This is a genomic window from Spirosoma migulaei, assembly GCF_054776855.1.
The window spans coordinates 198,954-225,729 of record NZ_BAAHBG010000013.1 but is presented as its reverse complement, the minus strand read 5'-3'; the positions used below and the strand labels follow the sequence as shown (position 1 = coordinate 225,729).

The 26,776-nt window shown below is 46.6% G+C and carries 28 protein-coding genes; 15 read left to right on the top strand and 13 right to left on the bottom strand.

The window, feature by feature from the left end; genetic code table 11:
- Positions 1 to 9: 9 nt before the first annotated feature.
- A complete protein-coding gene (locus ACYVGO_RS16670; RefSeq protein ID WP_460970243.1) occupies positions 10 to 1,299 on the bottom strand; it encodes a hemolysin family protein in 1,290 nt (429 codons plus the stop codon).
- A gap of 119 nt (positions 1,300 to 1,418) precedes the next feature.
- Between ACYVGO_RS16670 and ACYVGO_RS16665 the strand changes: the two genes are divergently transcribed.
- From ACYVGO_RS16665 to ACYVGO_RS16650, 4 genes are all read left to right on the top strand, one after another.
- Complete coding sequence (locus ACYVGO_RS16665; RefSeq protein WP_460970242.1) at positions 1,419 to 2,123, top strand: NUDIX hydrolase; 705 nt, start codon at positions 1,419 to 1,421, stop codon at positions 2,121 to 2,123.
- A 457-nt stretch (positions 2,124 to 2,580) separates the two neighbouring features.
- A complete protein-coding gene (locus ACYVGO_RS16660; RefSeq protein ID WP_210422463.1) occupies positions 2,581 to 3,333 on the top strand; it encodes a YHYH protein in 753 nt (250 codons plus the stop codon).
- Positions 3,305 to 3,961, top strand: a complete 657-nt coding sequence (locus ACYVGO_RS16655) for a toxin-antitoxin system YwqK family antitoxin (protein ID WP_460970241.1) — start codon at positions 3,305 to 3,307, stop codon at positions 3,959 to 3,961. Before ACYVGO_RS16660 ends, ACYVGO_RS16655 begins: the two co-directional genes overlap by 29 nt.
- A gap of 35 nt (positions 3,962 to 3,996) precedes the next feature.
- Positions 3,997 to 4,644 (top strand): SCO family protein, encoded by a 648-nt coding sequence (locus tag ACYVGO_RS16650; RefSeq protein WP_460970240.1) that lies wholly within the window; start codon positions 3,997 to 3,999, stop codon positions 4,642 to 4,644.
- A 23-nt stretch (positions 4,645 to 4,667) separates the two neighbouring features.
- Here ACYVGO_RS16650 and ACYVGO_RS16645 read toward each other — a convergent pair whose 3' ends face one another.
- The 5 genes from ACYVGO_RS16645 to ACYVGO_RS16625 form a co-directional block, all read right to left on the bottom strand.
- The gene (locus tag ACYVGO_RS16645; protein WP_460970238.1) at positions 4,668 to 5,174 is read right to left on the bottom strand and encodes a heme-degrading domain-containing protein; all 507 of its coding nucleotides are present in this window, start codon (positions 5,172 to 5,174) and stop codon (positions 4,668 to 4,670) included.
- Between the two features lie 9 nt (positions 5,175 to 5,183).
- Positions 5,184 to 5,654 (bottom strand): pantetheine-phosphate adenylyltransferase, encoded by a 471-nt coding sequence (gene coaD / locus ACYVGO_RS16640; protein WP_142772343.1) that lies wholly within the window; start codon positions 5,652 to 5,654, stop codon positions 5,184 to 5,186.
- A gap of 67 nt (positions 5,655 to 5,721) precedes the next feature.
- Positions 5,722 to 6,600: a DUF3822 family protein gene (locus tag ACYVGO_RS16635; protein ID WP_142776697.1), complete on the bottom strand. Its 879-nt coding sequence runs from the start codon at positions 6,598 to 6,600 to the stop codon at positions 5,722 to 5,724.
- 102 nt (positions 6,601 to 6,702) lie between these two features.
- Entirely contained in the window at positions 6,703 to 7,233 is a 531-nt protein-coding gene (locus tag ACYVGO_RS16630; RefSeq protein ID WP_142772342.1) for an NUDIX domain-containing protein, read from the bottom strand.
- Positions 7,234 to 7,352: 119 nt separating this feature from the next.
- Complete coding sequence (locus ACYVGO_RS16625) at positions 7,353 to 7,790, bottom strand: CBS domain-containing protein (protein ID WP_460970237.1); 438 nt, start codon at positions 7,788 to 7,790, stop codon at positions 7,353 to 7,355.
- Positions 7,791 to 7,955: 165 nt separating this feature from the next.
- Here ACYVGO_RS16625 and ACYVGO_RS16620 point away from each other — a divergent pair, with 165 nt between their 5' ends.
- Entirely contained in the window at positions 7,956 to 9,449 is a 1,494-nt protein-coding gene (locus ACYVGO_RS16620) for an ATP-dependent DNA helicase (RefSeq protein WP_460970236.1), read from the top strand.
- A gap of 95 nt (positions 9,450 to 9,544) precedes the next feature.
- Positions 9,545 to 10,177 carry a DUF4126 domain-containing protein gene (locus ACYVGO_RS16615; protein ID WP_246859535.1) on the top strand — a complete coding sequence of 211 codons (633 nt, stop codon included), beginning with the start codon at positions 9,545 to 9,547 and terminating at the stop codon, positions 10,175 to 10,177.
- 70 nt (positions 10,178 to 10,247) lie between these two features.
- Here ACYVGO_RS16615 and htpG read toward each other — a convergent pair whose 3' ends face one another.
- Positions 10,248 to 12,092: a molecular chaperone HtpG gene (htpG, locus tag ACYVGO_RS16610; protein WP_460970235.1), complete on the bottom strand. Its 1,845-nt coding sequence runs from the start codon at positions 12,090 to 12,092 to the stop codon at positions 10,248 to 10,250.
- A gap of 152 nt (positions 12,093 to 12,244) precedes the next feature.
- Between htpG and ACYVGO_RS16605 the strand changes: the two genes are divergently transcribed.
- Complete coding sequence (locus ACYVGO_RS16605) at positions 12,245 to 12,610, top strand: hypothetical protein (protein WP_460970234.1); 366 nt, start codon at positions 12,245 to 12,247, stop codon at positions 12,608 to 12,610.
- Between the two features lie 50 nt (positions 12,611 to 12,660).
- Complete coding sequence (locus ACYVGO_RS16600) at positions 12,661 to 12,969, top strand: rhodanese-like domain-containing protein (RefSeq protein WP_460970233.1); 309 nt, start codon at positions 12,661 to 12,663, stop codon at positions 12,967 to 12,969.
- 1 nt (position 12,970) lies between these two features.
- On the opposite strand, the gene ACYVGO_RS16595 is transcribed toward ACYVGO_RS16600, so the two are convergent.
- The 3 genes from ACYVGO_RS16595 to rplS all read right to left on the bottom strand — a co-directional run bounded on the left by ACYVGO_RS16595 (position 12,971) and on the right by rplS (position 15,176).
- Entirely contained in the window at positions 12,971 to 13,900 is a 930-nt protein-coding gene (locus tag ACYVGO_RS16595) for a bestrophin family protein (protein ID WP_460970232.1), read from the bottom strand.
- Between the two features lie 44 nt (positions 13,901 to 13,944).
- Entirely contained in the window at positions 13,945 to 14,718 is a 774-nt protein-coding gene (gene dapF / locus ACYVGO_RS16590; RefSeq protein WP_460970425.1) for a diaminopimelate epimerase, read from the bottom strand.
- A gap of 83 nt (positions 14,719 to 14,801) precedes the next feature.
- Entirely contained in the window at positions 14,802 to 15,176 is a 375-nt protein-coding gene (gene rplS, locus ACYVGO_RS16585; protein ID WP_142772335.1) for a 50S ribosomal protein L19, read from the bottom strand.
- A gap of 114 nt (positions 15,177 to 15,290) precedes the next feature.
- Between rplS and ACYVGO_RS16580 the strand changes: the two genes are divergently transcribed.
- Positions 15,291 to 16,808 (top strand): NAD(P)H-hydrate dehydratase, encoded by a 1,518-nt coding sequence (locus tag ACYVGO_RS16580; protein WP_460970231.1) that lies wholly within the window; start codon positions 15,291 to 15,293, stop codon positions 16,806 to 16,808.
- 465 nt (positions 16,809 to 17,273) lie between these two features.
- Here ACYVGO_RS16580 and feoB read toward each other — a convergent pair whose 3' ends face one another.
- Together feoB and ACYVGO_RS16570 are read right to left on the bottom strand one after the other, a co-directional pair.
- Positions 17,274 to 19,391, bottom strand: coding sequence for a ferrous iron transport protein B (gene feoB / locus ACYVGO_RS16575; protein ID WP_460970229.1), 2,118 nt, complete (start codon positions 19,389 to 19,391; stop codon positions 17,274 to 17,276).
- 73 nt (positions 19,392 to 19,464) lie between these two features.
- Positions 19,465 to 19,698, bottom strand: coding sequence for a FeoA family protein (locus ACYVGO_RS16570; protein ID WP_460970228.1), 234 nt, complete (start codon positions 19,696 to 19,698; stop codon positions 19,465 to 19,467).
- A gap of 328 nt (positions 19,699 to 20,026) precedes the next feature.
- Here ACYVGO_RS16570 and ACYVGO_RS16565 point away from each other — a divergent pair, with 328 nt between their 5' ends.
- From ACYVGO_RS16565 to ACYVGO_RS16555, 3 genes are all read left to right on the top strand, one after another.
- Positions 20,027 to 21,352 (top strand): hypothetical protein, encoded by a 1,326-nt coding sequence (locus ACYVGO_RS16565; RefSeq protein WP_460970227.1) that lies wholly within the window; start codon positions 20,027 to 20,029, stop codon positions 21,350 to 21,352.
- Positions 21,353 to 21,378: 26 nt separating this feature from the next.
- A complete protein-coding gene (locus tag ACYVGO_RS16560; protein ID WP_460970226.1) occupies positions 21,379 to 23,160 on the top strand; it encodes an ABC transporter ATP-binding protein in 1,782 nt (593 codons plus the stop codon).
- Between the two features lie 73 nt (positions 23,161 to 23,233).
- The gene (locus tag ACYVGO_RS16555) at positions 23,234 to 24,079 is read left to right on the top strand and encodes a serine/threonine protein kinase (protein ID WP_460970225.1); all 846 of its coding nucleotides are present in this window, start codon (positions 23,234 to 23,236) and stop codon (positions 24,077 to 24,079) included.
- Positions 24,080 to 24,170: 91 nt separating this feature from the next.
- Here the strand turns inward: ACYVGO_RS16555 and ACYVGO_RS16550 are convergent, their stop codons facing one another.
- The gene (locus tag ACYVGO_RS16550; RefSeq protein ID WP_460970224.1) at positions 24,171 to 24,938 is read right to left on the bottom strand and encodes a sulfite exporter TauE/SafE family protein; all 768 of its coding nucleotides are present in this window, start codon (positions 24,936 to 24,938) and stop codon (positions 24,171 to 24,173) included.
- 78 nt (positions 24,939 to 25,016) lie between these two features.
- Between ACYVGO_RS16550 and ACYVGO_RS16545 the strand changes: the two genes are divergently transcribed.
- The 3 genes from ACYVGO_RS16545 (at position 25,017) to ACYVGO_RS16535 (ending at position 26,739) form a co-directional block, all read left to right on the top strand.
- A complete protein-coding gene (locus tag ACYVGO_RS16545; protein WP_460970223.1) occupies positions 25,017 to 25,691 on the top strand; it encodes a heme exporter protein CcmB in 675 nt (224 codons plus the stop codon).
- 67 nt (positions 25,692 to 25,758) lie between these two features.
- Entirely contained in the window at positions 25,759 to 26,418 is a 660-nt protein-coding gene (gene ccsA / locus ACYVGO_RS16540) for a cytochrome c biogenesis protein CcsA (RefSeq protein WP_142772326.1), read from the top strand.
- A 66-nt stretch (positions 26,419 to 26,484) separates the two neighbouring features.
- The gene (locus ACYVGO_RS16535; RefSeq protein ID WP_142772325.1) at positions 26,485 to 26,739 is read left to right on the top strand and encodes a CcmD family protein; all 255 of its coding nucleotides are present in this window, start codon (positions 26,485 to 26,487) and stop codon (positions 26,737 to 26,739) included.
- Positions 26,740 to 26,776: the final 37 nt, after the last annotated feature.

Sequence of the window (26,776 nt, the reverse complement as noted above, 5' to 3'; positions counted from 1 at the left end):
AAACAGGAATTATTCTTCGATTAATTTCTTCACCAAAATCTTATCGATCCGGCTTTTATCCATATCCACAATCTCGAACTGGTACTTATGCCAGACGAACGTTTCCCCTGCCTTGGGAATGTCTTTCAGGATATGGAGCGCAAAACCACCGAGCGTATCGAAACCCGTTAATTCCCGTTTAGCCTGGGCATTGATATTAATGGAAAAATAAGAGAGAAAATCTTCAAATGGCAATTGAGCATCAATCAGGAAACTGCCATCTTCCCGCTCACGGATTTCGTAATCGGAGTGAATATCGTCATTAATGTCACCAACCAGCACATCCAGGATATCGTTAAGCGTGATCACTCCCAGAACACCCCCGTACTCATCAACGATTACGCCAACATACTGCCGCCGTTCCCGGAAGCGCTCCAATACCTGATAAGCTTTGTTATTTTCGGGGATAAACAACGCATCCCGCTTCATATCAGTCAAGCGCAGGAGTTCAGTATCGAGGTCTTTTCCTAGAAAATCTTTCGAATAAATCAGGCCCACCACCTCATCGACGCTGCCGTTACAAAGTGGATATACAGAATGCTTGTACTCCAGAATTTTGGCTTTGTTTTCGGCAGGTTCATCTTCTAGATCCAGATAAATGATTTCCTGCCGGTTAGTCATCAACGAGGTAATCTTGCGGTCGCCAAGTTGAAATACATTCTGAACAATTTCCTGTTCAATTTCCTCAATGGCGCCACCCGAGGTCCCTTCCTGAATCAAACTTTTAATTTCTTCTTCCGTTACGGCACTCTCATTCGGCTTGATATTCAGAATCTTAAGCAACAAATCACTCGAAACCGTAAGAAGTGCGATAAAGGGTGAGGTTAGTTTCGAAAGAAAAATCATGGGGGCTGCCATTGTTTTGGCAATGCCTTCGGGATTCGACAGACCAATGCGTTTCGGCACTAGTTCGCCAAAGACCAACGAGAGATAGGTCAGCAGAAACAAAACCAGTACAACGGACACCGAGTGCGCATAAGGCCGGAGAATATCTATCTGGGCAACAAAATTCTGAACATCGTCAGTCAGTTTATCGCCCGAAAAAATACCTAATAAAATACCAATCAGGGTGATACCGATCTGTACTGTTGACAAAAATCGGTTGGGCGAGTTCGACAGATCGAGCGCTACCTGCGCCCGGCGGTCACCGTTTTTGGCGGCAGTTTCTAATTTGGACTTTCGCGATGAAACTAAGGCAATTTCTGACATCGAGAACACACCGTTCAGGATTGTCAGGAGTAATATAATGAGGAGTTCCACAAAGGAAGAAGGTTGACTTATTGCAAAAATATAGAAACTGAACTGGTTTGCAACTAAATTGACCGTGTGACAGACCGTCAGTTTCACTACTTTTACGACTTGATCCGCTTATTGTTCTGATGATTGTTTTTATTAACGACCGCCCAATCCGGCTCGTTGGCCCCAAAGCCGCTGCGCAACTTACCAATTCTGGGTCGAATAGTCCGACCTTTACTGATTATGATGAGATTGTCGATGCACGTTTAGAGTCGCTCAAGGAAGATTCCCTGCACGGGCATCTACTAGTCCTGAACACAACTCCAGCCACAGTCAGTAAAGTTCTCAATCTTCTTCAAAAAGCAGATGCCAGTCATTTGCTGTCTATTACGTTGGGCTGCCTTGATAAGGAAGCCTGCGAAGAGGCCATTAAAAAGCCATTTAAAGTCATTAAAGCAGCGGGGGGTATCGTTTATAAGGGAGACAAAATACTGCTGATGTTCCGTCGGGGTGTTTGGGATCTTCCCAAAGGGAAGTTAGACGCTGGCGAATCATCGAAACAGGGGGCTGCCCGCGAAGTAGAAGAAGAAACTGGAGTTCGGGTAGCCGTTAGTGAACGGATCTGCACCACCTGGCATACCTATAAACTTAACGGCAACCGTATCCTGAAACGAACTAAGTGGTACAGAATGAGCGTGTTAGATGATAGCCGTATGACACCTCAGGCCGATGAGGACATTGAGAAACTGGCCTGGCTCAACCCCAAAGAAACGAAATTGGCCCTCACGAACTCCTTTAGCTCCATTCGATTTGTTATTGATGAAGCCGGAAAGGGTTCTAACGTATAGGTAAGAGAGCAAATTGGTTTCCTGAAAACGTCCAACAGCAGGTCAGTTATAGTATAGATTTAACGCCAGTTCGGGAAACGGGCGACTGAGTCCTATCTGCCACTTCGCTTGTATTAGTGTAATCTTTGCGTCGGGACGAACCTTACCCATGCACACTTTACGCCAAAAACAGCCCATTTACCAGGCACAATCACGAATCAAACGCCCGTCTTATTCATCAGGGTAATCTGCTTTTCGTCAATTCAAGCTCCATACTTTAGGAGCTTCTGGGCTTACACAGCAATACATTTCGCATTATCGAATTCAGTCTGCCTTCTGGGGGTGGAGGCTTCATGGCCAAGAATAATCTGCATTGATTATCTAGCAAAAAAGTTTTCTGGTAGCCGTAGGTTTTTTTTCAACTGGTCGTCTAATGACCCGAAGACCAATCATCCGTCCAACAGGAAAACTAAAGAAAATGCAGAAACTAATATTTCCAATGTTGCTATTAAGCGTGCTGGCCTGTAGCAAGAGCGATGACACCTCCAGCACAACCACACCTATTACTACAGGTAGTGTGGATATTACCAGCGTGGTGAAGGCCAAGTTTGCAAGCGGGGTTACAATTACCACCAGTGGTGATAACCTGATATTAAAAAGCGATGGTCGTCCCAATCATAAAACGCCTTACTGGGGTGTTGGCAATGCGTTGTATGAACCTTTTCCGTCGGGTCATGCTGCCAACCCCAATACGATGGTTGCTCAAAACTATACCATGACCATTCCAGCCAAACCTGCTGGGGCAAGCACCCATGAGGAAACATCGCTTGGGGCTATTGGACTGGCAATCACGGGTGCCCCTATTTTCAATAATAACGAAGGGGGTAATGTCGCCTTAAACGCGGGGACCATCACCTCGTTTGATGGAGCTGGTGCTCACCCAGCGCAAGCAGGCGATTATCATTATCACGTTACGGGTACGTATACAACGACAGATGATGCCAAACTAGTAGGATTTCTACGAGATGGTTTCCCTTTATACGGTCGCAAGGATAAAGATGGCACCTACCCGAGCAACCTTGATGCTTATAATGGCCATACCGCTGCTACTACTGAGTTTCCAGATGGAATTTACCATTACCATACTCGAAATGAGAACTATCTAAATACGGGCTATTACATCCTTAAATCGGGTAGCTATTATGGCACCAAAGGGACATTCACACAATAGAATCTTTCTGTTGGCAACTGCTTATTGCTGCTTGGTGGTGGCAATAAGCAGTTGTAGTAATGAATCAACAGCAACGACCACACTAATACAGGCGAAGGATTACACCATTGACACAACGGGCATTCCAAAGGATACTGTGTTAGGGAGTGACCAAAGATTGGCGGTGCTTAACGGCATTTATCTGTTGAACAACAAAAAATATTCGGGTATTCTAAAAGAGCTTTACCCGAACAGCACCGTAAAAACCTATGCCTCCGTATATCAGGGAATGTTACATGGCCGGTATAAAAGTTTCTATGAAAATGGACATCCGTATGAAGTGCGGCTTTATAGGAATAACCTGAGTACGGGCCGGCATTATGGCTATTGGCCGGAGGGGGGAATCCTTAAATTTGATTACACCTATTTTGACGAAAAACGAGAAGGTCAACAAAAACGATGGTACAAGAATGGCAAGCCTTATTTATTTACTACCTACACCGATGACCATGAAGATGGGCTCCAACAAGGCTGGCGAGAGAATGGAAAACTGTATCTGAACTATGTAGCCAAAGATGGCCATCGATACGGCCTACAACAAGCCGCACTTTGTTACACACTTCGTAAGCAGAAAATAAAATCCCAATAAACAGACTGTACCTTCCCGCCTTGCAACCCTTATCAATGTCAACTACATACCAACAACGAATTAACTATAGTTTACTGGTTGTATTGATTGTCCTGCTGACCACCTGTGAGCAGCCGCAGGAACGGAAATTACCCTATTATAACACCTCTGACTTCACTCCCCATTTTGACAAAGAAGTATCGGACAATTTTCATCGCATACGGCCTTTTAAGCTTACTGCGCACACGGGGCAGGCATTCACCGAAAAAAACATGGATGGGAAGATATGTGTCGCTAATTTCTTTTTTACGACCTGCCCAGGCATTTGCCCACGCATGACCACGAACATGAAGGTGTTACAGGATACCTTCCTCCTCGATAAAAACATTCAGCTTATTTCTCACTCCGTAACGCCGGACAAAGACAGCGTGGCCCGGTTACAGACATTTGCCAAGTCCAGAAAAATAGATGCCAGTAAATGGCTATTGCTTACTGGCAGTAAAGAAGAAATATATAACCTCGGACGAAAATTCTACTTCGTCGAAGAAGATCTTGGCGAAAAAAGAGACACCGACGTTTTTTTACACACCGAAAATTTTGTGCTAACGGATAAAAAACGGCGCATTCGTGGCATTTACAATGGCCTCAATATATCGTCCGTGCAAAATCTTATTGCCGATATCCGGGCGTTAGAAAAGGAATAGCCCTATTTCATCAACTGTCTTTTCTAGCTAGGAGTATCCAACGCCAACTCGTGAATTGGATGATTCAACCAGGTTGCCAGAACGTCAACTAGTACATTATGATCTTCCCGCTGTGGCAAACCTGAAATAGTAAGGGTACCCATGCAGCCCGTTCCTCGAATCCAAAGCGGGAAGCAACCCCCGTGGGGGGCATAATCACGATCGGGAAGCCCAGCCTTATCCATGAGTGTGGTTTGATTTTTCTTCAACTCCAGCCCAACGGCGTACGAACTCCGGTGATAACGCAGCACCACGTTCCGCTTCCGACGTATCCAATCCACATTATCGGGTGTAGTACCGGGCATGGCAAAGAAAAATAAGGGCTGACCCATAAACTGAATGTCGATGGCTACGGCTTTACCACGGGCTTCTACAGATTCTTTTAGTCGAGTGCCCAATTGCCAGGCCGTATCGTGCGTAAAAGCGTCGAATTGAAGCTGCTGTTCCTGAAGCGCAATCCGCGCCAGATCCTGATCGATTGATGCATCCATATATCCAGTTTATACGGCCTTCGCTTTTTCCAATTGATAGGGTAAAAACTCATCCACCTGCTGGCCATAGCGATGCAGGTCGCGAATAATACTGGAGCTGATAGGCGCTAATTGAGGAGAGGTAATTAAAAAAACCGTTTCAACATCTTCATAAACGTATCGATTCACCTGCGAGATACCATTTTCGTACTCAAAGTCAGTGGTGTTTCGCAGCCCCCGAAGCAGGAACTTTGCGCCAATGTCACGGGCAACATTCGCGGTCAGGTCATCGTAGCTCATAACCCGTACTGCCGAATAATCGGCAAATGCACCCTCAATTAACTGGGTCATTTGTTCCAGTGGGAAATACCGCTCTTTACGTGCATTACGCCCAATCCCAATAACGACTTCGTCAAATAGTCGTAAACCTCTTAATACAATGTCTTCGTGGCCTTTGGTAAATGGGTCAAATGAGCCAGGGAACAGAGCGATACGCTTCATAATTCACGTGAGTTAGTAAATGAGCGAATGGATAAATAAGTGACTAAAATTGCCGGACGGCATTCACTCATTCACTCAGTAAACCTAATCCATATAAGCTCAAATACCGATGAGCTGGTAAGTCCTCAAATTCATTGGCCAATATCAGGCCAGGAGGTGTTTGTCCAAACGACAAATTGGGCAGGAATCGACTCAACTCGGTATAGGCCTCCGCAAATGGTGTGATTTCACCATATAAGGATAAGTTAACGTTGTCAATCATTAACCCCTGTTCATCAATCACATACAGAACATAATAGGCCAAATCCTGGACGTTTTTATACCCAAACCGATTACAATAGCGTAGTTGATGCTCCTTCCGGTATATGATTGATACAAACTCGTCTTCAAAATATAAATAAACGGTATCAGGTGTCAGCGAACGTCGGTCTAAATCGGCAGTAGCTTGTATCAGTGCACTAACCTGATGCACGAATGTCAACGGCTGAAGCGGATACACTTCCGAAAAATAATCGGCAAGTGGGTGTTCCAGATTGAATACCGTTAGAAACCCTTCCGACTCATGTGGGTAGGCCTGGGCAAACTCGTGAGCGGGTAGTTCACTTCCTCTCATTAGCGCCAGATAGCTACCAGCATATTCTTTACGATAGAGTGGCTGTGGAACCAGGGTAAACGATGGCGAATTGACACCAATCCGAATCTCCTGCCAGGGGCCAGCCGATAGCACCGCATGATCGCGGAATACATCAGGAAGGATGCTCGTCAGCGGTCGATCGGTCAACAGGGATGGAAACATGTAGTCCTCCAGATACAAAGCCCGGCCGCGCTTATCCTGAACCAATAATTGAAACCGATCCCGGCCTACTTCAAGGCAAAGCACCGATTTATCGGTTTGCCTCGGATCGAACGAGTCAGCATGGATGGTTACGGTGGGTGCGAGGGTCACAGCGATTTGCACAACTTCAGCGAACTAACAAGTGAAGGAAAAAATCAATAAACCGTTGAATTTTTTAATAGTCAGGTCAGCAATACCAGGCCTTTCTACTTATTACTGCAAATAGCCACGAAGGCGGAATACATCATCGAGTGAATCGCAATACTGAAATAACGCGTGCACCTCTTTGGGCGGGTAGCGTTTGATTTCCTCGAAGCTCATCAGCCTGACTTCTTCAATAATTTGTCCGTCGAGGCTCATTTCGGGATCTATTCCCAGTCGAACAGAACCACCCGTTGCGCGAACCTCAAAAAACAACTCCATGGCATGAAGGGGTGGTTGGATAAATTCGTTCACGAACAACATATCGCCAATTTCCACCTCCAGGCCCGTTTCTTCCATAAACTCCCGAATTAAAGCGTTGGGCGCTGTCTCATTAAACTGCGGTCCACCACCCGGCGGGCACCAGAACGTATCTGTTGGCCCGATACCCCGGTGCCGAACCATTAATAAACGATCTCCTTCCCGATACAGGCCACATACCCGCAAACGAAGGCGATTTCCATATAGTTTTTGTACTTCTTCGCGGGTCGAATCTACTGCATCAGCAGAGGACAGGCCGGGAAAATCCATTACTTGCGTCATGGCATAATTGGTATTGGGGACGCAAAGGTATGAGATTTTAAGTATTAGTAGTTAGTAGCGAGGAGTGAGAATGCCTGCAATCCTTATCCTCACTCCTCGCTACTAACTACTAATACTACTTAATACGGGCTTCCAGAAATATAACTTTCTAATGAGTCGATCCGGGTTTTTTGGTCTACGATAATCGCTTTTACAACATCGTTGATTGAAATAATTCCCATGAGTTCTCCATTATCCATAACAGGCAGGTGACGGATGTGCTTATCTGACATAATTTGCATACACTCCTCCAGCCGCTGGTCTGGCCCAATGGTAATCACATTGGCGGTCATAACATCGGCAATGAGCGTATCATCCGAATGCCGATCTTTCAGAATTACTTTCCGGGCATAGTCACGTTCGGAGAAGATTCCCGTCAGTACCCCTTTATCAACAACTAATAAAGCACCGATATTCTTTTCGGCCATTACCCTGAGTGCATCCAGTACGGTTTGGTCCGACGAAACGGAGTAAAGGGCGTTCACCGTTTTGCCCTGAAGGATTTGACGAATTTTCATGTGAGTCAGAAGGATTTAGTTGTCGGTGAAAATAACAAAAAAGGAGAAAGGACGAAAGGGAAAGTGGAGAAAGGATTAAAAATAACTTAAAAACATCTTCCTTTCCTCCTGGAGAAGGGTATCCGTTTACTTTTTCCTTTGCCTGTTTTTTTGTAACTTAGAAGCATGAACGAAACCCAAACAGCTGCTGATTTGCTGGCTAAACGGTTCCCCTTTAAGCCTACTTCTGGTCAAACACAGTTCTTTGAACAAATTGGTGCATTCATCGCTCAGGAAGATGTTGAACACTATCGCGACTGCTTTCTCTTACGTGGCTACGCGGGTACAGGTAAAACCACACTCGTTGGCACGCTCATTAAGGTGTTGCCCCGTTTCGGCTACAAATCGGTTCTATTAGCCCCTACGGGTCGGGCAGCTAAGGTTATGACCAATTACGCCAAAAAGTCAGCGCAAACGATTCACCGGAAAATATATCGACAGGTAGCCGATCCGGGTTCAGGAACGCTGGCGTTTCAACGGCAGAAAAACTACCACGAAGACACCCTCTTCATTGTCGATGAAGCGTCGATGATTTCCGATGAAGCCGATTTTGGTGGCAAAGGCTTATTAACCGACCTGATTGACTTTGTTTTTGAAGGGCCCGGCAACAAGTTGCTGCTCGTTGGCGATACTGCTCAGCTTCCTCCTGTTGGTCGTGAGTTAAGCCCTGCCCTGGATCGGGGGTTTCTGGCCAGTGCGTTCGACATGACCGTATATGAGCAGGAGTTGACCGAAGTGATGCGTCAGGAGGAAGAATCAGGTATTCTTTACAATGCTACGGGTTTACGCATGTTACTTACAAATGATGGCTCACATACGCCCAAAGCAGTTGGTTTCGATGCCCTCCTGACTGATAACACATCGTCACCATCGGCAGATATGCCTGCCATACGTCTGAATGTTCGCTCCTTTACTGATATTTATAAAATGCCACTGACCAAACTGGAAGATGGCATTCGGTATGCTTACGATAAGTATGGCCGGGAGAATACAGCCATTATTTGCCGCTCGAATAAAACAGCCGTTCAGTACAATCAGTTTGTCCGGCGAATGATTGACCAGTGCGAGGAAGAACTCGATGCGGGCGATATGCTTATGATTGCCCGAAATAATTACACCGTGCTCGATGAAGACTCACCAGCGGGCTTTCTGGCCAACGGAGAGTTTGCCGAGGTGCAGAAAATCCGGAATAAAGAAGAAATGCACGGTTTCCGATTCGCGACCGTTACGCTCCGATTAGTCGATTATGAAGAGCAACCCGATTTCGACGCGAAAATCATGCTCGATACCCTGCATACGCCGGTACCCTCGCTGACATCGGATCAATACAAGGCTTTATACGAGAGCGTTGCAAAGGATTATTTTTACATCAAAAGCAAGAAAGAACGATCGGAAGCGATCCGGCGCGACCCATACCTGAATGCCTTACAGGTAAAGTTTGCCTACGCCCTCACCTGCCACAAAGCGCAGGGTGGCCAGTGGAGTGCAGTCTTTGTCGATCAGGGATTTCTACCGGAAGGTCAGGTGAACGATGAATTTGTGCGATGGCTCTATACAGCCCTTACCCGAGCAACGGACGAAGCCTTTCTGATGAATTTCAATCCGCAGTTTTTTAATTAGATTGAACACGGTTTCCCGTATTCAGTTTACAAACTCAGTAGGCTTTCATTAGAACCTACCTACTATAAACAGAATACTTAAAACGTTCACTAATTATGTCCTTCGAATGGATTATGAGTGCCTGTATTGGCGTTGGTCTGGCCGCCTGTTGTGGCTTTCGGGTATTTGTACCCTTACTCATTGCCAGTGCAGCTACCAAACTTGGCTTTATTGACACCATGGCCGGTTTTGAGTGGCTAAGTGGTTGGCCTGCCATCTTAGGACTAACGGTGGCTACCGTATTTGAAATCGGGGCCTATTACATTCCCTGGCTCGATAATGCCCTTGATACCATTGCCACGCCTACCTCTATTATTGCTGGCACTATACTTAGCACCTCGCTTCTTCAAATTGATAATCCAGTATTACACTGGGGCCTGGGCGCAATTCTGGGGGGAAGCTCAGCCGGTATCGTTCAGGCAGGAACAAGTTTACTTCGGCTTGGCTCTACCGCCACTACCGGCGGAGTGGGAAATCCCGTTGTGGCTACAGGCGAGAACGTTGCATCGATTGGGTTATCAATCTTCAGTATTTTTCTACCCTTGCTGGCTGTCGCTGTTATCGTCCTTATCCTTATTTTTATCCTCGGCCGCTTAGTATCCCGCCGAAAAGTATGGTTTACCCGAGCTCCCAAACAAGCGGGCGGATCAATAAGCCAGATACCCCGCAGTAACAATGGCCGCTCCTAAACAGATTCGGTATTTGGTTTACGGTTAAACCAGAAAACCGTAAACCAAATACCGAAAACCAGTTCAGCTATTACAGTTTCTCCACGGTCCGGCGGACAAAGGCTGTTAAGTCAGCACCCGTAAGCATATTTTGCGAAAGCAGTGCCAGGTCATACAGCTGCTTCACCAGCGATTTTTGAGCGTCGGTATCGGCTTCAGCCAAAATCTTAGCAACCAGTGGATGGTTAGCATTGACGACCACATTGTAGGTTGCAGGTAAATTACCATAGAATGACTGTTCGCCTGAAAGAGCCGCCATATCCTTCATCCGGCGCATAAACTCCGGCATGGTGATGGTAACGGGCAATTCGTCGGTTGGCTGGGCTTCCACACTCACATTGAGCATTTTATTGTCAAGCACCTGCTCAAACACCTCTTTCAGTTTTGTCTGATCAGCTTCCGATAATACGCTTTCGTTGTTAAGGCCCTTGTCAATCAGTTTGTCGATTGAATCGGCATCGACACGCTGGAAATGCACTTTCTCGAGCTTCTGCTCCAGTGCATTGATAAAGTGTGCGTCGATAACATTATCCATCAGCAAAACATCATACCCACGCCGGGTTGCCGACTCAATATAACTGTGCTGTTGTTTACGGTCGGACGTATAAAGCAGAACCAGCGTTCCGTTTTTGTCGGTCTGGTTAGCCTGTATTTTCTCCCGATACTCGTCCAAGGTAGAAAAAACGCCTTCCGTATTTTTTAGCAATACGAAGTTCTTGGCTTTATCCCAGAATTTCTCATCGCTCAGGATACCGTATTTGATAAACAGACCGATGTCATCAAACTTTTCTTCAAAGGCTTTCCGATCGGCATTGAACAACTCGTTCAGTTTATCAGCGACTTTCCGGGTTATATACCCGTTAATTTTCTTGACGTTCGAATCAGCCTGCAGGAAGCTCCGCGATACGTTCAGGGGAATATCGGGCGAGTCAATCACGCCGTGAAGCATCATCAGGAAGTCGGGTACTACGTCCTTCACCTCATCGGTAATAAACACCTGGCGGCTATACAACTGGATTTTCTCCCGTTGGAAACGCAGTTCGTTTTTGATGCGCGGGAAGTACAGAATACCCGTCAGATTAAACGGATAATCAACGTTCAGGTGAATCCAGAACAGCGGCTCTTCGCTCATTGGATACAACTCTTTGTAGAACGTCTTGTAATCTTCGTCGGTTAGTTCCGCTGGCGACTTCGTCCAGATGGGCGTGGTGTTATTAACCACCTCTCCGTCAAACTCCACCGGTACGGGCAGGAAGCGAGCGTATTTGTTTAATATAGACTGAAGACGACCTTTATCCAGAAACTCTTCAGAATCTGGAGCAATATGCAGAATGATATCCGTTCCGCGATCAGCCCGCTCAGCAGTCGTTAATTCAAATTCGGTTGAGCCATCGCAAACCCAGCGAACAGGCTCTGCATTGTCGCGATAGGACTTCGTAACGATTTCAACGGACGAGGCAACCATAAAGGCCGAATAGAAGCCCAAGCCGAAATGACCGATAATCTGGCCCTTATCGTCTGTTTTGTCTTTATATTTTTCCAGAAAATCAGTTGCGCCCGAGAACGCAATCTGGTTGATATACTTTTTGACTTCATCGGCGGTCATACCAATACCGTTATCGCTAACCGTAATGGTTTTGGCTTCCTCATCCAGCGAAACTGTCACTTTCAAATCACCTAATTCGCCCCCAAACTCACCAAACGACGTCAGTTGACGCAGTTTCTGGGTGGCATCGACAGCGTTAGAGACTAATTCGCGCAGGAAAATCTCATGATCAGAGTAAAGAAACTTTTTGATAATGGGGAAGATATTCTCGGTATGGATCGAAATCTGGCCCCGCGTGGACTCGCCCTTCTCGTTCTGTACGGCTTCCATAAGGTATAGTTAGAATGTATTAATGATATAGCTGATCTGTCGTCAAATCTTGTTCCAGTGTGAGCCTTGCTGACAGATTGACAGATTGATTTTACGTTCCAGCTACAACTGTCTGTACCTCTTGAGGGTCTAATACTCAAAAAAACATAGCCATGAGAATATGCGCCCTATTTACCTACTTAGTGATATATCAGTTTGTAGGTTGTCAAACACAAACAACACCTGAAGCAAAATCCGAGCGCACTGAATCAGCCTATATAGTTGGCAATCAGATCCCTTTTGATGGATGCGAAGAATCGGTTAGACTTGAGACCAGTGCTTCTGCGACCCCGATTCGCTATAAACCGACATCGGCCTCACTACCTATTTTACAAAAGGCTCTCGGAAATGATAATCAGGGCGAAAAATCGGTTACAATTCGTTTTAGAGAGACGGGCAACCAAGTCGAGCTACTGTGTGGATGGGGAGCCAAACCCAAAGTAGGCGAAATAGAGATTCTGGAACTAACAGCCCGATAAGTGAATGAGTCGAGTGAACAGGGATTGCGTGTTCATTGTTAGGCTGCCATATGGACATGCCTTCTTACACCGATATTTCCTTGTCTGATCTCGAATTGCTACGCCAGCAACCGGCTAGCGCTGTCCTAGATGTACGAGACGAGTGGGAATTTGACGAGTTCAACATTGGCGGGTTAAACATTCCTCTCCCAGACATCCGTGCCCGAAAGGCTGAACTCTTTCCTTACAATCCGCTGATTGTGATTTGTACCAACGGGGTTCGTAGCCGGGTTGCAGCCAAAGATTTACTCCGCCAGCCAGAATTTCAGCATAAAACCATTTATCACCTGTATGGAGGTATAATCGAAGCAGTCGATTAGCTTATGTGACAATCGTGAAGCCAGGCCGGGCAGCCTGTTTTTCAACATGAGGCAGATAGATCTGTAATATATCGTGTACATTTACCCGAATCAACTGGCTCAACTGATTTAGGGGCAAGTCATTCCGCTCCAAACCGAATGGTTCTTCAATTTCTTCGCCAATCATTTCAAGCCCAACCAGAATATACGACGTTAACACAACGGCTGGAATAGTTAGATATCCAAAAGCATCCATAACCGTAAACGGTAATAAGGCTACATACAGCATGATAAACAGCTTGATAAACAGCATGTACGAAAACGGAATTGGGGTACTTTTAATCCGCTCACAAATACCACATACATCCATCAAGGTCGTTAGGTGCTGATTCAGATTGATATGCTGCGATTCTGAGATATGCCCTGCCCGGTAGAGTGCCTCCGTTTTTACCCATAATTGATTAGCCACGCCAGCAGGTTTGTGATCGAAATTATTCAGGTCACGTCGTTCTCCTTCCTCAACCATATCCAGTTCGTCCATCCTGGGCATATCGCGCAGGTGATTCTTAAGGGCAAATGGAAAATTGGAAATTGCTTTGGCAAAAAACAGGCGGCTCTCTTTATCCCCTTCCGGCAAAACAGCATTAAAGAAGATAGCCAGATTACGACAATTGTTCACTAACTCGCCCCAGGCCTGTCGTCCCTCATAGAAACGGTCATACGCTGTATTAGTCCGAAAAATCAGCAATAGGCTTAACAAAATACCCATAGCTCCCAGAAATGAACCGGGGGTATCTTTCAGACGTAAATCGGTATAATGCATTTCAGCGACCGTAATCAATGTTACGTAAACGCCTACCACAACTAACCGACGCATGAGCGCTTTGGCTGTAGGGCCCGTATGGAAATGCCAGATGGATGGGAGAATTCCTTTATTCTTGTAAAGAATCATTCGGATATAAACGTGTATAGTTCCTTACCTAACCAACAGGAATGCTAAACAGTTATTGTTCCCGCAAAAACTCGTTTAGCTGGCCCAATCAGATAGATGTTATCAAACTGCTCATCAGCTTTGGGATGGAACGATACCCGAAGGTTGCCGCCAAGGGTTTTAATAAATACGGGATCGGACATATGTAGTTGACGCTGTGCAACTAACGCAACAGCCGTTACACCAGTACCGCAGGAGTAGGTCTCGTCTTCAACACCACGCTCATACGTCCTGACAAACAAGGTATTGCCATCAATTGGCTGAACAAAATTAACATTTGTACCACCAGGCAGAAAACGCGAATCATAACGAATAGAGCGGCCTTCACTTACTACATCAAGTGATTCCAGGTCATCAACAAACTGAACAACATGGGGGGAGCCCGTATTCAGAAATGTAAGCCCTTCTCGATCATCAATTCCCGCCACTTCACTCATTTTCAGGAAAATATCGTCTCCACGAACCTCGGCTTTGTGTTCACCATCAACGGCTAGGAAGCGGGTTTCGCTTTCAAACACGCCCAGATCGTGGGCAAATCGGACAATACAACGGCCCCCGTTCCCACACATGCTCCCTTCGGCACCATCCGCATTAAAATAAATCATCCGAAAGTCGTACTCAGGATCGTTGCGCAGGAGAATAAGCCCATCCGCCCCAATACCAAACCGACGATGACAAAGCCGCTCAATCAATGCCTGATCAGACGCGGGAAAGGTTTCATCTCGGTCATCGATCAGCACAAAATCATTGCCGGTGCCCTGGTATTTAAAAAAGTCGATAGTCATATGCGTAAATGGTGGTCAAAGGGAACAAAAAAAGCCACCTTTTCAGGCAGCTTTTGATTTTTTGGGCAAACAGGCAATTAAGCTGCTGCAACTGCCTTTGGTTTCCGCTCTTTCACACGAGCTGCTTTACCCTGGCGACCGCGCAGGTAGAACAACCGGGCCCGGCGTACTTTACCAAGACGAACAACTTCAACCTTGTCGATATTAGGCGACAGAAGCGGGAAAATCCGTTCTACACCTACACCATTGGATACCTTGCGAACGGTGAATGTTTCACCACCGCTGCTTGGGTTCCGGCGTTGGATTACCGTACCCGTAAAGACCTGAATACGCTCTTTATTTCCTTCGCGGATTTTAACGTGTACGTTCACCGTATCGCCGGCCCGGAATGTGGGCAACTCGGTGCGACGCTGCGCGTTGTCTGCCTCCACTAATTTGATTAACTCGCTCATGACCGTATATAAATCGCCAGATAAGTATTTGCGAAATGAGCCGCAAAGATAGTAAATTTCTCGGTAGGAGAAAATACTTTTGCAAAATTATGGTATGTACCTTGCACCACCTTTATGAAAATACTGAACGTTGACCAAATCCGCGCCCTTGATCAATCGACTATCGAGCATGAACCCATTGCACCCATCAATTTGATGGAGCGGGCGGCCCTTGCTTTCGTTGACTGGTTTGTTGATCGTTTTCCCAATACAACGCCTACCAAACTCTTCTGCGGATTAGGTAACAACGGGGGCGATGGCCTGGCCATTGCCCGACTACTTCTGGAACGGAACTATCCTGTTGAGGTAAATGTGGTGCGCTATGCACCTCGTGAGTCAGATGATTTTATGCACAATCATCGGCGCCTGAAATTAATTACCGAAACAATCCGATACATTGAATTGCCCCAGGAAATTCCTGCACTTCGCCATAATGAAGTACTAATTGACGCCATTCTGGGGTCAGGACTCTCGCGCCCAACAGAGGGCATTGTTAAGAGTGTTATTGAAGTTATCAATCGTTCTCCCGCAACAGTGATTGCGGTCGACATTGCCAGTGGCTTGTATACAGACAAACCGAATGAGCTGACCGACGTCATCATAGAACCGGATTACACGATTACATTTCAGTTGCCTAAACTAGCGTTCATGCTCCCAAAAAATGGCCGTTATGTAGGTGATTGGCATATTGTGGACATTCGGTTGCATAAACGCTATATTGACCTCGCCCCTACCCCCTATTATTATACGCAGCCTCAGGATGCCCGACTACTGTTACGCAAACGGGATCGGTTCTCCAATAAAGGTACGTTTGGCCATGCCCTGCTGATGGTAGGTAGTTACGGAAAAATGGGCGCAGCTGTTCTGGCAGCTAAAGCCTGCCTACGATCGGGGGTTGGTCTGTTAACTGTTCATGTACCCCGATGCGGTTATGACACGATGCAAATAGCTGTGCCCGAAGCAATGTGCCGTCCGGATGGCAACCCAAATGTACTAACCGGAACGCCAGACCGCGGTGCCAGTGAGTTAAGCAGTCTTACTCCTTCCGACTACGCTGTAGTGGGTATTGGCTCAGGTATTGGGCAGGCGCATGAAACGCTGGATATGCTAAAAGGGCTGCTCAAGACGATGAAAAAACCAATGGTAGTCGATGCAGATGCACTGAATCTGCTGTCCGAAAACCGTGAGTTATTGACTTATCTCCCTAAAAACAGCATTCTGACGCCCCACCCCAAAGAGTTTGAGCGACTAACAAAAAAGTGGGAGAATGATTATCAGAAATTAGATATCCTACGGGAGTTTGCCCAGAAGTATAAGGTCGTTGTTGTATTAAAGGGTGCAAATTCTGCGGTGGCAACACCCGATGGCGATATTCATTTTAACTCAACGGGCAACCCTGGTTTGAGTACGGGCGGTACAGGCGATGTTCTGACTGGGGTACTAACCGCTCTACTAGCCCAAAACTACGATTCTGTAGAGGCAGCGGTATTAGGCGTGTTTGCGCATGGACTGGCTGGCGACCGTGTAGCCGTACAGCGAGGTCAAATTGGCATGATTGCTACAGATGTAATTGATGCATTGCGATGGGAGTAAATTCGTGAAACAGGTAGTTTATTTACTACACCCGTTACTTTATGGTTCACTCGGTGTCTTATCAACCAAGCTACCGTTTTGAAACCACGAACACATATTGGTTAGTGTACAATCAGGTAGTTATACGTATCAAAAAAATCAGGGTTTTTCCGCTGTTTTAGCCAAAGGTAATCCCCCAATTTTGTACCGGTATATAACCACTTACTGACACACCAATGAAAAATGTGGCACAACGAGCTTGGCGCAACAATCGTCCTTCACGAAGAGAACGGTCGAGTTTCGATCATACAACGGCACTAGGTAGCCTGGCTGTAGCACTATTTGCCTATATCCTATACCATATTTACCCCTTAATTTCGAAGGGTTTGCTCTGGTAACCAAAACTTTATATAAAATCGGAACGCGGGTTGTACCAGTTTATTTACTGTAAATAAACTGGTACAACCCGCGTTCCGATTTTATGCGTTACTGCATTATCTGATAAGTAAAAAAGGCCGCTCCATAAGCCAGCACCATCATGTATACTAACTGAACAGCAGGCCATTTCCAGCTTTTGGTTTCCCGTTGCGTGGCCGCCAATGTGCTCATGCACATCATAGCAAACACATAAAAAATCAGCAACGACCAGGCCAGAGCCGGTGTATACATAGGTCCGCCTGTAATAGGGTTTCGCTCCTGACGGAGTCGCTCACGAATGGTGATTCCATCATCGTCGGCTCCACTCCCAATACTGTAAATGGTGGACATTGTACCAACAAACACCTCTCTGGCAGCAAACGAACTCAGTAGGGCAATCCCAATTTTCCAGTCATAACCGAGTGGACGAATGACAGGTTCGATGAAGTGTCCAAACTGGCCTGCATATGATGCTTCAAGCCGGTCGGAGGCTATTATATTCTGTAATTGATTAAGGGTAAGCGTCGAATGCTGCTGCTTTGCTCGTGCTTCGGCCTGATCCATTGAATCATCAGGTCCATAGCTTGCCAATACCCATAATACAATAGAAATGGCTAGAATAACCCGTCCGGCTTCCCAAACAAACGAACGTACACTTTCCCAAACCGTTAGCCCAACGTGATTCCAGCGGGGCAGCTTGAACGTGGGTAACTCCATAATGAAATAGCTACGTTCTTTAGTGCGGAGGAACAGTTTCAATATATAAGCAGCCACCAGAGCACTCACTAAACCCAACAGGTACAAAGCCATTAGTGCCAGCCCCTGTAAATTAAATAAGCCCAGGATTCGTCGGCTTGGTACGACCAGCGCAATCAGAATGGTATAAATAGGTAGTCGGGCCGAGCAACTCATCAGAGGAGTTACCAGAATCGTAATAAGTCGGTCACGCCGGGTACCGATGCTGCGGGTTGCCATAATAGCCGGTACAGCGCAGGCAACACCCGAGATGAGCGGCACTACACTCCGGCCATTGAGCCCAAATTTGCGCATGATGCGATCCATGATCACCATCACCCGCGACATATAGCCCGACTCTTCAAGCAAAGCTACCAGCAAAAATAAAAAGGCTATTTGCGGAATGAACACTAAAATGCCCCCAATTCCTGCCAGAACACCATCGGTTAGCAAATCGGTTAGTGGGCCAGCAGGAAGGCTTTCTTTCAGTTGCCCATTAATCCAGGCTACTCCCGTATCAATGGCATCCATGAAAGGCTGTGCCCAGGCAAAAATAGCCTGAAAAATCAGCAACAGGATAAAACTAAAAATAGCATACCCCCAAATCGGATGCAGTAAATAGCGGTCGAGTTTCTGACTCCAGCTGGGCTGGTTTGCCGGGCGTTGATTGGTCACAACCTCCGCTGCGATAGTTGCTATACGTTTGTAGCGTGTAATAGTTTCCCCTGCCTGAAACGTCTGTTCATTAAACTGATATTTATCGATCAGCTCGTCCAGTCCTCTTTGTTGGGGGCGATCTAAAAATGAAAACCCATCGTGCTGAATGAGGTACTGTAAAGCCAGATAATTATTGTCGAGCTCATAGCGAATTTTGGTATCCGTAATCAGGTCCGATAGTTCTTCTGCTGGATCAAAAAACAATTTACCTGGCAGTGTTGGCTCTGAAAGCTGCCCAATAACAGCCTTTTTGAGCAGATCAAGACCTTCGCCTGTGCGGGCATTAATCCGAACAACGGGAACGCCCAGTCGCATGGCCAGGCGAACCGAATTAACATCCTTGGCCTGCTGCCGGGCAACATCAAGCATGTTCAGAGCTAATATAATTGGAACACCAAGATCGGCCACCTGCGTAAAGAGCAGTAGATTTCGATGCAAATTAGCCGCATCGACAACAACAACTGAGACATCAGGGTAATCGGGGTGGGCAGGATTGGCCAGGATATCTGTTACGATCTGCTCATCTAACGACTTTGGGTAAATGGAATAAATACCAGGAAAGTCAATGATGGTAGCAACCGTTTGGGTATCAATCGGCCAGGTTCCCGATTTTTTGTCTACCGTAACACCGGGAAAATTGCCCGTTTTCTGACGCAGGCCCGTGAGTTGGTTAAAGAGGGACGATTTACCAGCGTTTGGATTACCAATGAGGGCGATTACGGGGGAAGCTTTCAAGGTAAAAATGATAAATGATGAATGATGAATGATGAATGATGGGTACCGTCTGGTATTCATCATTCATCATTCATCATTCATCATTCTCTATTAAAATAGTGGCTGCTTCTGATCGACGCATAGCCAGACAGTAACCAGATACATTCAGGCAGATAGGATCACCAAGTGGCGCTTTACCAGATAAGCATACCTCCGCACCAGGCAAACAGCCCATTTCGAGCAATTTGAGCGACATCAACTGATTATTAAACGATTGAATGGTGGCTCGTTCGCCAACTTTCAAATCAGCTACACTGCGCTTGCTCATGATGTCGGTGGTCTTACTCTTTATTTAGATTCAGTTTAATTAACGCAAGATTACAACGGAAAGTTTTTCCATACAAGTCAGATCAGGAAAAATATAAGCAGGCTGATTAAAATCAGTTTTTCCGCCTATCTCCAACAAGCTTCTTGCTTTTTAGTAAAGGCCTTCCCATTAACAATCCAATGGTATGCCCAGTACCTGGGACGTAAAATAACGGACAACCCTATAGATCAATTTATAGGTTTTCCTGTAGTCTGAATGTAGGTCTTTGTAGATGGGACAGCCAGCGATGAAGCATGACCTTTGTAATGTCCTTAAAATCAACTACGTCATGCAATCTAATTCATCTACTGCTGCTCATACACTTACCAGCACCGATCTGAAAACCGAAGATGAAGGCTTCTTCAGCGTACTGTACGAAATCATTCGGAGGCACCCGGTTCTATTCACCGTGTTATTCATGATTCCATTTGTTGCCTTACTGATTTCAATGGGCCTGAAATGGTTCTACGTCTTTAACGACTCGGCCCACTACCTGTCTAACTTTCAGATTGACCCAAAAACGGGCAATTGGTCTGATCAAGGTCGCTATTTCAGTCCCGGCATTGACCGGTACATCCGCGAGCTAGACATTGCCGGTTTGCTGGGGGGCATCGTCGGTATTTTCATTGGCCTGTTCGTAACCGTCTCGACTGAAAAGGCCAACCGTCAGAAGGAAAAGCTCAATCAGCAGGAGATGGAACACATTAAAACACAGACCAATCTGCTGGTTCAGGCAACCCAGTCGCTCAATACCTTAATGGTTGACGTAAGCGGCAAAGTCAATGAAAAAGTATTGCTCATGGAGGGGTCCGACGAAGTATTGAACGGCATCAGCAAGGTGGTCGAATCGGCGCAATCGCAGGGGAACGATCTGCTGGTGCTTTCCAATACAGCTCGCCTGGAAGGGATCGCGCCGTTCAGAATGGAATACGTGGCCAAACACGCAGATCTGAAACCCCACGAGCTTCGCAATGCTACACAGTTTGATTACGCCCGCAAGGCCGAAGCCCTTCAGCGCGACCGAACGGATGTTGAAAACAAGCTAAAAGGCGCGGCTCTTTACCTTCAAAATATGGGCAGCGATGCACACGTGGAGTTTGTAACCCTCAATGACCAGAACGAAGGCGCAACACACGCCTTTTTGAAGTACCTCGGTAAGGTTGTCAATGAACACGTATCCGTCGAAACCTACCGTCCTGGCAGCAATACGATCCTGACCCAGCGGGAGGATATCCCCCACCATAACCGCTTTTTAGTTCCCTCCTCAGCCGACGAAGCGATTGAACCTAAATCACTGTTAGTCAATCAACTGTACAAAGATCACGCGCAGGCCATTCGGGAGATGCAGGAAATAGGTATTCGTGTCTCGAAGGTTAATAAAACCCTTCCCGTACAGCTCTTTATCAGCTCTCCCCGCGACAACAAGCCGGGCATCTTCCGGGGTCTGTGCGTCTGTATTCTGGGCAGTGGGTCAAGCGCAAGTGGCCGGGCTACCAAACTAACCGCTTTCCTGACCGAAGATCCGCACATCGTAGCCTCCATGACCGAGCTTTTCTACGATTACCAAACCGACGGCAAACTGAATACACAGGAGTTCATTCGTCAGATCATGTAATCTCATTGATAAACTACTTGATACTTATGAACACCTTTCTTCTTATCCGCAAACTCTGGCCTTTTGTCCGCAACTACCAGGGCAGTCTGATCCTGGCACTCCTGCTGACGACCGTTGGAGCCCTGCTTGCCCAGGTTACGCCCCTAGTGATGGAATATTCGGTCAATACAGTACAGGATTTGCTTAAACGACCCATCGACAAATCAGAAGTAACCTGGGTAGTTGGTAGTTTGGTCGCTATTTTACTCTCGAAGGAATTGCTGGCGTTATTGGTCCAGTTAGGTCAGAAGTTTCTGAGTGACCGCATCCGGTTTCGGATGGCTGCTGACCTCTATGATTTCACAATCAGCCGAATTGCATCCTATCATTTATCCTTCTTCGCTCAGGATCATAACCAAATTGGCAAACTCGAAAAACGAATCGATAAAGGGATTGATAGCCTTACCAAAACTGTCAAAAACCTATTTGTCGATATTACGCCAATGGTTGCCAATGCCGCTTTTGCGCTGATCCTGATTTACAATAAAAATATTGGGGTGGGTATCGTGGCTACGCTGGTACTACCCGTATATGCCTATATCAGTCGGGAGCAGACAAATCGTCAGAAGCTGATTCGACGGAATATTCAGGAAGTCCGGGAGAACAAAGCGAATGCACTTTACGGACTGCTGGAGTCTATTTTTGTCGTAAAATCCTTTGTCCGTGAAAGCTACGAGCAGCGTCGTCAGCAGGTGCTCAACCTGAGTCTGTGCGAAAAGGAAATCCGTCACCACCGCACAAATTACTGGTTCGATGGGCTGAAAAGCATTGCCGAACAGGTGGGTATCGTACTGGTCTTTGTCGTGACAATCTATTTTGTTCTGAACCGCCAGATGACCGTTGGCGCTATTCTGCTCCATATCATGCTGTTCAACAATGTATCGGCACCTGTACGCCATCTGCATCGCATCTACGACGAATACTCCGAAGCACTGACGTATGCCGAAGGATTCTTCGATATGATTGAAAATGATACATATCTACACCAGCGCGGGTCAGTGAAACCTACCGTCTGGAAAGGACACTTCGCCCTTCAGAACGTGGATTTTGTGTATCCCAATGGCAAACAGGCGCTTCGCAATGTGACGCTTGATCTAAAACCGGGCAAAGTGACAGCACTGGTGGGTTTGTCGGGAGCGGGTAAAAGTTCAGCTCTGAATCTGCTGGCCGGCTTTTATGACCCAACGCGCGGCAATGTGCTCTTAGATGGGCAACCGTTGGCGAGCTACGACAGCGAGTTGGTTCGGGAAAACGTTGGATTAGTCCTTCAGAAAAACCACATTTTCGCTGGCACCATTGAAGAAAACATCCGCTATGGGCGACTAGAAGCCACCGCTGAGGAAGTCATAGAGGCAGCCCGAAACGCCAGTCTTCATGATCAGGTTCAACAGTTACCACAGGGTTACCAGACCGAAGCCCGCGCCTTATCGGGCGGGCAACAGCAACGGATCGCCATTGCCCGGCTATTCCTAAAAAACCCTCCTGTACTCCTGCTCGACGAACCTACAGCCAGCCTCGATGCCATTACGGCTGAGCAGATCAAAGACAGTCTGGATGCCATCAAGCAGAACCGCACCGTACTGATCATCTCGCATAACATCAGCCAGATCATGGATGCCGATCAGATTTACGTCCTTCAGGAAGGCGAAGTCGTTGGCCAGGGAACCCACGATTCTCTGTATCAGGAAGGAGGTCTGTACCGTGACATCATTGACTCTAATGCCAGAACACTCAATATCAGTCGATTAGCCGCAACGGTGTTAGGATAAAGCGATTTTTTGGTTTACAGTTTTCGGTTTACGGCGGTCCGCCGTGAATTGAATATCGCAACCATTTAACAATATGAACCAGACAATTCGAGGCTATACGCTCACCCAATGGCTGGGGTCGGGCGGCATGGGAGAAGTGTATCAGGCGTATAATGATACGACACGCCAAACGGTAGCCATCAAATTGCTAAGTCGCTTGGAACATGCGGAACGTTTTCGGAACGAGGCTACCGTTCAGGCATCATTACGGCATCCACATATCGCCCTACTACACGAATTTTTCGTTGAAGGTGGTCTTTCCTGCCTGGTAATGGAGTACATAGAGGGACCAACAATTGAACAGTTTACCCGCAAAAATGGCCCACTTACCGAAGAAGCCGCCTGGAAAATACTGGGGCAGGTTGCGTCGGCTTTGGCCTATCTGCACCGTCATCAGATCGTGCATCGGGACCTGAAAGCAGGGAACATAAAATTTGGACGTCAGGGTAACGCCAAACTACTGGACTTTGGCCTAGCCCGATTAGCCAACTCCCCCCGGCTTACGCGTCAAGGACATTTAGTTGGTACAGCCTATACCATGGCCCCTGAGCAATTTACCGGAGAGAGCACATCGGCATCAGATTGCTGGGCGCTGGGCGTGTTATTTTACGAAATGCTGACCGGCTATACCCCCTTTGGCGGCACTACAGAATCGGAAATAGGACGGCTGGTTCAAAAAGCGGATTACCTCTCTCCTATTAAATTAAAGCCTACTCTATCGCGCACCTGCGAACGACTCATTGATAAATTACTGATTGTCAACCCCGATCAACGGCTAACGGCCGAACAGGTATTGGCGATTTGTCAGGACCCAACACAGTTGGATTCGCCCAGTTGGGCCGATCCAATTCGGAAATTGTGGGGGAAACTGAATTTTTGATTTCACATTATAGAACGCTGATTTTTATGATCATTAGGATTTATTATGATCATAAAAATGATTGATCTTGATAATCATACCAATCAGCGTTCTATTTAACCAGCAGATCCCACGCAAACCGCAGGATGGTAGCTGCAATAACCAACAGGAAGAATATCCGAATAAACCGATTGCCCTTTAAAATAGCCAAACGAGCGCCCAAAAACGCCCCCGATAGGTTTGCCAACGCCATTGGGAAGGCAAAGGCATAGAGTATATAACCCTTGTTTGCAAAAAACAATGTACAGGCCAGATTTGTAGATGCATTCACCAGTTTAGCATGTGCACTGGCTTTCAGGAAATCGAAGCCAATCAGCGCGATGAAACCCAGGACCAGAAAGCTACCTGTCCCCGGTCCGAAGAAGCCATCATAGAAACCAATAATGGCTCCCATCAACCACATGCGTAATCGCTGCTGCTTTTCGGTAACGATCCGATGCGATACCTGCCCAAAGTTTTTTTGCGTGAGCGTATAGATGAATACCGCTATCAGGATGGTAAGTGCCAATGGTTTCATAAAGCTGTTCGGCACCCGCGTAAGTGTCCAGGCACCCAGCCAGGAGGCACCAAAAGCAATCACCATCATGGGTGCAATAAACCGCCCCACCACAGCAACCCGTCTGCTATATTGAAACGCCCCCATCAGACTCCCACCCAGAGAAGGAATTTTAGTAGTGCCAATGAGAGTAGGAACCGGGTACTGCGGTAAGGTAAATAAGATGGCAGGCGTTTGAATTAACCCACCTCCACCAATAATCGCATCGATAAAGCCCGCCAGAAAGGAGAACCCACAAAGGGTAATAATAGAATTGTAGTCCATGAAGAGAATCAGAACACAAAACTATTTCTTTTCCGCGTCAGCATTGCACCGTAAATTTGCAGAATCAACAAAACAGATATGGCAGAGTCGGTACGGCAGATGAGTGCATTGATGCGGAAAGAGTTTCTGCTGGAATGGCGTCAACGCTATGCACTCAATGGCATGCTGCTCTACATTGTAGGAGCCGTGTTTGTGTGTTACCTAAGCTTTAATGCCCGGCGTGGTCAGCTAACACCCATTGTCTGGAACACGCTTTTCTGGATTATCCTGCTATTCACCGCCATCAATGCAATTGCCAAGAGCTTTGTGCAGGAACGCGCCGGTCGACAGTTATACTATTATACATTGGCCAGCCCGGAACAGATTATCCTCTCAAAAATTCTCTACAACACCATCCTAATGCTTGCATTAGCGTTTCTGGGATTTGGAGTTTATGCGTTTGTATTGGGTAATCCAGTCAACGACGTGCCTTTATACGTATTGACATTACTATTGGGTGCAGTAGGTTTCGCGGCTTCGCTGACCCTTGTTTCAGGTATTGCCAGCAAAGCAGAGAATCCGGCCACGCTGATGGCGGTACTGAGTTTTCCAATTATTCTACCGCTGCTGCTGATGCTATTGAAAATTTCAAAAAACGCACTCGACGGTCTGGATCGCAGCGTTAGTTGGAGTGAGATTGGAACCGTGCTGGCTATCGACGCCATTGTCATAACGCTGTCGTGGTTGTTGTTTCCATTTTTGTGGAGGAGTTAACGTAACGCGGACATCCTGTCCGCATGTACCTGATTATTAAATGCGGACAGGATGTCCGCGTTAAACAATGAAAAATACCTGGTGGAAGGCTCTCGGAGTCTTGATTCTAACATACGTAATTTTAAAAGGCTTTTTGGGCGTTGTACCTCGCCAACCCATTCTGAATGAGAGTATTCGGAATGTCTATTTCCATGTACCCCTCTGGTTCGGGATGATCATCTTGTTGCTCACATCGGCTATTTTCTCAATTAAATACCTGCGCAGTGGTCGGTTTGATGATGATTTAATTGCTGTTGAGTTTGCCAATACCGCTATTTTGTTCGGGATTCTGGGCTGTGCAACGGGCTCTTTGTGGGCAAACTTTACCTGGGGCGAACCCTGGCCGAATGATCCGAAGCTCAACAGCGTGGCCGTCGGGATGCTCATGTACCTTGCTTATTTGATCCTGCGCGGTTCGTTTGATGATGAGCAACGACGTGCCCGCATTTCGGCAGTCTATAATATTTTTGCCTTTGCCGTATTTGTTCCCTTGATTTTTATCGTGCCCCGTTTGACAGATTCACTCCACCCTGGTAATGGAGGTAACCCGGCATTTGGCAAATACGATATGGACAATAACATGCGTATGGTTTTCTATCCGGCTATTATCGGATTTACCTTATTAGGCGTCTGGATTACGGAACTTAGCATCCGGTTTCGGCGAGTGAAAGCGGCTTTAGATGACTAAAGTCATCGGGTTTCTGGAATGATTCAGCTTATTTTTGCGTTATTTTTCTAACTATTTCGTATTCAAATGCGACTGTCTTTTTTGACGAAATTCTCATTAGCGGCTTTACTTCTACTTAGCCAACATGTATTCGCTCAGCAACCCGTTTCTGGCGGTGTTGAAATGGCGGATCAGCTTCGGGCCGATGGCAAAATCTGGGTAGTCGTGGCGGTTGTTGCGGCTGTTTTTACCGGTATTATCATTTATCTGATCCGGCTCGATCGGCAGATTGGCAAACTGGAAAAAGAAGTAAAGAACAAATCAACCGTTGTTAGTCACTAAAGACTGCTCACCTTTTGATTACCCCAAATCCTGATCA

What these genes read in the sequence shown, in the direction of transcription:
- ACYVGO_RS16665 (WP_460970242.1), top strand. Translation starts at nt 1,419, where the DNA reads ATGATTGTTTTTATTAACGACCGCCCAATCCGGCTCGTTGGCCCCAAA.
- ACYVGO_RS16660 (WP_210422463.1), top strand. Translation starts at nt 2,581, where the DNA reads ATGCAGAAACTAATATTTCCAATGTTGCTATTAAGCGTGCTGGCCTGT.
- ACYVGO_RS16655 (WP_460970241.1), top strand. Translation starts at nt 3,305, where the DNA reads ATGGCACCAAAGGGACATTCACACAATAGAATCTTTCTGTTGGCAACT.
- ACYVGO_RS16650 (WP_460970240.1), top strand. Translation starts at nt 3,997, where the DNA reads ATGTCAACTACATACCAACAACGAATTAACTATAGTTTACTGGTTGTA.
- ACYVGO_RS16645 (WP_460970238.1), bottom strand. Translation starts at nt 5,174, where the DNA reads ATGGATGCATCAATCGATCAGGATCTGGCGCGGATTGCGCTTCAGGAA.
- coaD (WP_142772343.1), bottom strand. Translation starts at nt 5,654, where the DNA reads ATGAAGCGTATCGCTCTGTTCCCTGGCTCATTTGACCCATTTACCAAA.
- ACYVGO_RS16630 (WP_142772342.1), bottom strand. Translation starts at nt 7,233, where the DNA reads ATGACGCAAGTAATGGATTTTCCCGGCCTGTCCTCTGCTGATGCAGTA.
- ACYVGO_RS16625 (WP_460970237.1), bottom strand. Translation starts at nt 7,790, where the DNA reads ATGAAAATTCGTCAAATCCTTCAGGGCAAAACGGTGAACGCCCTTTAC.
- ACYVGO_RS16620 (WP_460970236.1), top strand. Translation starts at nt 7,956, where the DNA reads ATGAACGAAACCCAAACAGCTGCTGATTTGCTGGCTAAACGGTTCCCC.
- ACYVGO_RS16615 (WP_246859535.1), top strand. Translation starts at nt 9,545, where the DNA reads ATGTCCTTCGAATGGATTATGAGTGCCTGTATTGGCGTTGGTCTGGCC.
- htpG (WP_460970235.1), bottom strand. Translation starts at nt 12,092, where the DNA reads ATGGAAGCCGTACAGAACGAGAAGGGCGAGTCCACGCGGGGCCAGATT.
- ACYVGO_RS16605 (WP_460970234.1), top strand. Translation starts at nt 12,245, where the DNA reads ATGAGAATATGCGCCCTATTTACCTACTTAGTGATATATCAGTTTGTA.
- ACYVGO_RS16600 (WP_460970233.1), top strand. Translation starts at nt 12,661, where the DNA reads ATGGACATGCCTTCTTACACCGATATTTCCTTGTCTGATCTCGAATTG.
- ACYVGO_RS16595 (WP_460970232.1), bottom strand. Translation starts at nt 13,900, where the DNA reads ATGATTCTTTACAAGAATAAAGGAATTCTCCCATCCATCTGGCATTTC.
- rplS (WP_142772335.1), bottom strand. Translation starts at nt 15,176, where the DNA reads ATGAGCGAGTTAATCAAATTAGTGGAGGCAGACAACGCGCAGCGTCGC.
- ACYVGO_RS16580 (WP_460970231.1), top strand. Translation starts at nt 15,291, where the DNA reads ATGAAAATACTGAACGTTGACCAAATCCGCGCCCTTGATCAATCGACT.
- ACYVGO_RS16570 (WP_460970228.1), bottom strand. Translation starts at nt 19,698, where the DNA reads ATGAGCAAGCGCAGTGTAGCTGATTTGAAAGTTGGCGAACGAGCCACC.
- ACYVGO_RS16565 (WP_460970227.1), top strand. Translation starts at nt 20,027, where the DNA reads ATGCAATCTAATTCATCTACTGCTGCTCATACACTTACCAGCACCGAT.
- ACYVGO_RS16560 (WP_460970226.1), top strand. Translation starts at nt 21,379, where the DNA reads ATGAACACCTTTCTTCTTATCCGCAAACTCTGGCCTTTTGTCCGCAAC.
- ACYVGO_RS16555 (WP_460970225.1), top strand. Translation starts at nt 23,234, where the DNA reads ATGAACCAGACAATTCGAGGCTATACGCTCACCCAATGGCTGGGGTCG.
- ACYVGO_RS16550 (WP_460970224.1), bottom strand. Translation starts at nt 24,938, where the DNA reads ATGGACTACAATTCTATTATTACCCTTTGTGGGTTCTCCTTTCTGGCG.
- ACYVGO_RS16545 (WP_460970223.1), top strand. Translation starts at nt 25,017, where the DNA reads ATGGCAGAGTCGGTACGGCAGATGAGTGCATTGATGCGGAAAGAGTTT.
- ccsA (WP_142772326.1), top strand. Translation starts at nt 25,759, where the DNA reads ATGAAAAATACCTGGTGGAAGGCTCTCGGAGTCTTGATTCTAACATAC.
- ACYVGO_RS16535 (WP_142772325.1), top strand. Translation starts at nt 26,485, where the DNA reads ATGCGACTGTCTTTTTTGACGAAATTCTCATTAGCGGCTTTACTTCTA.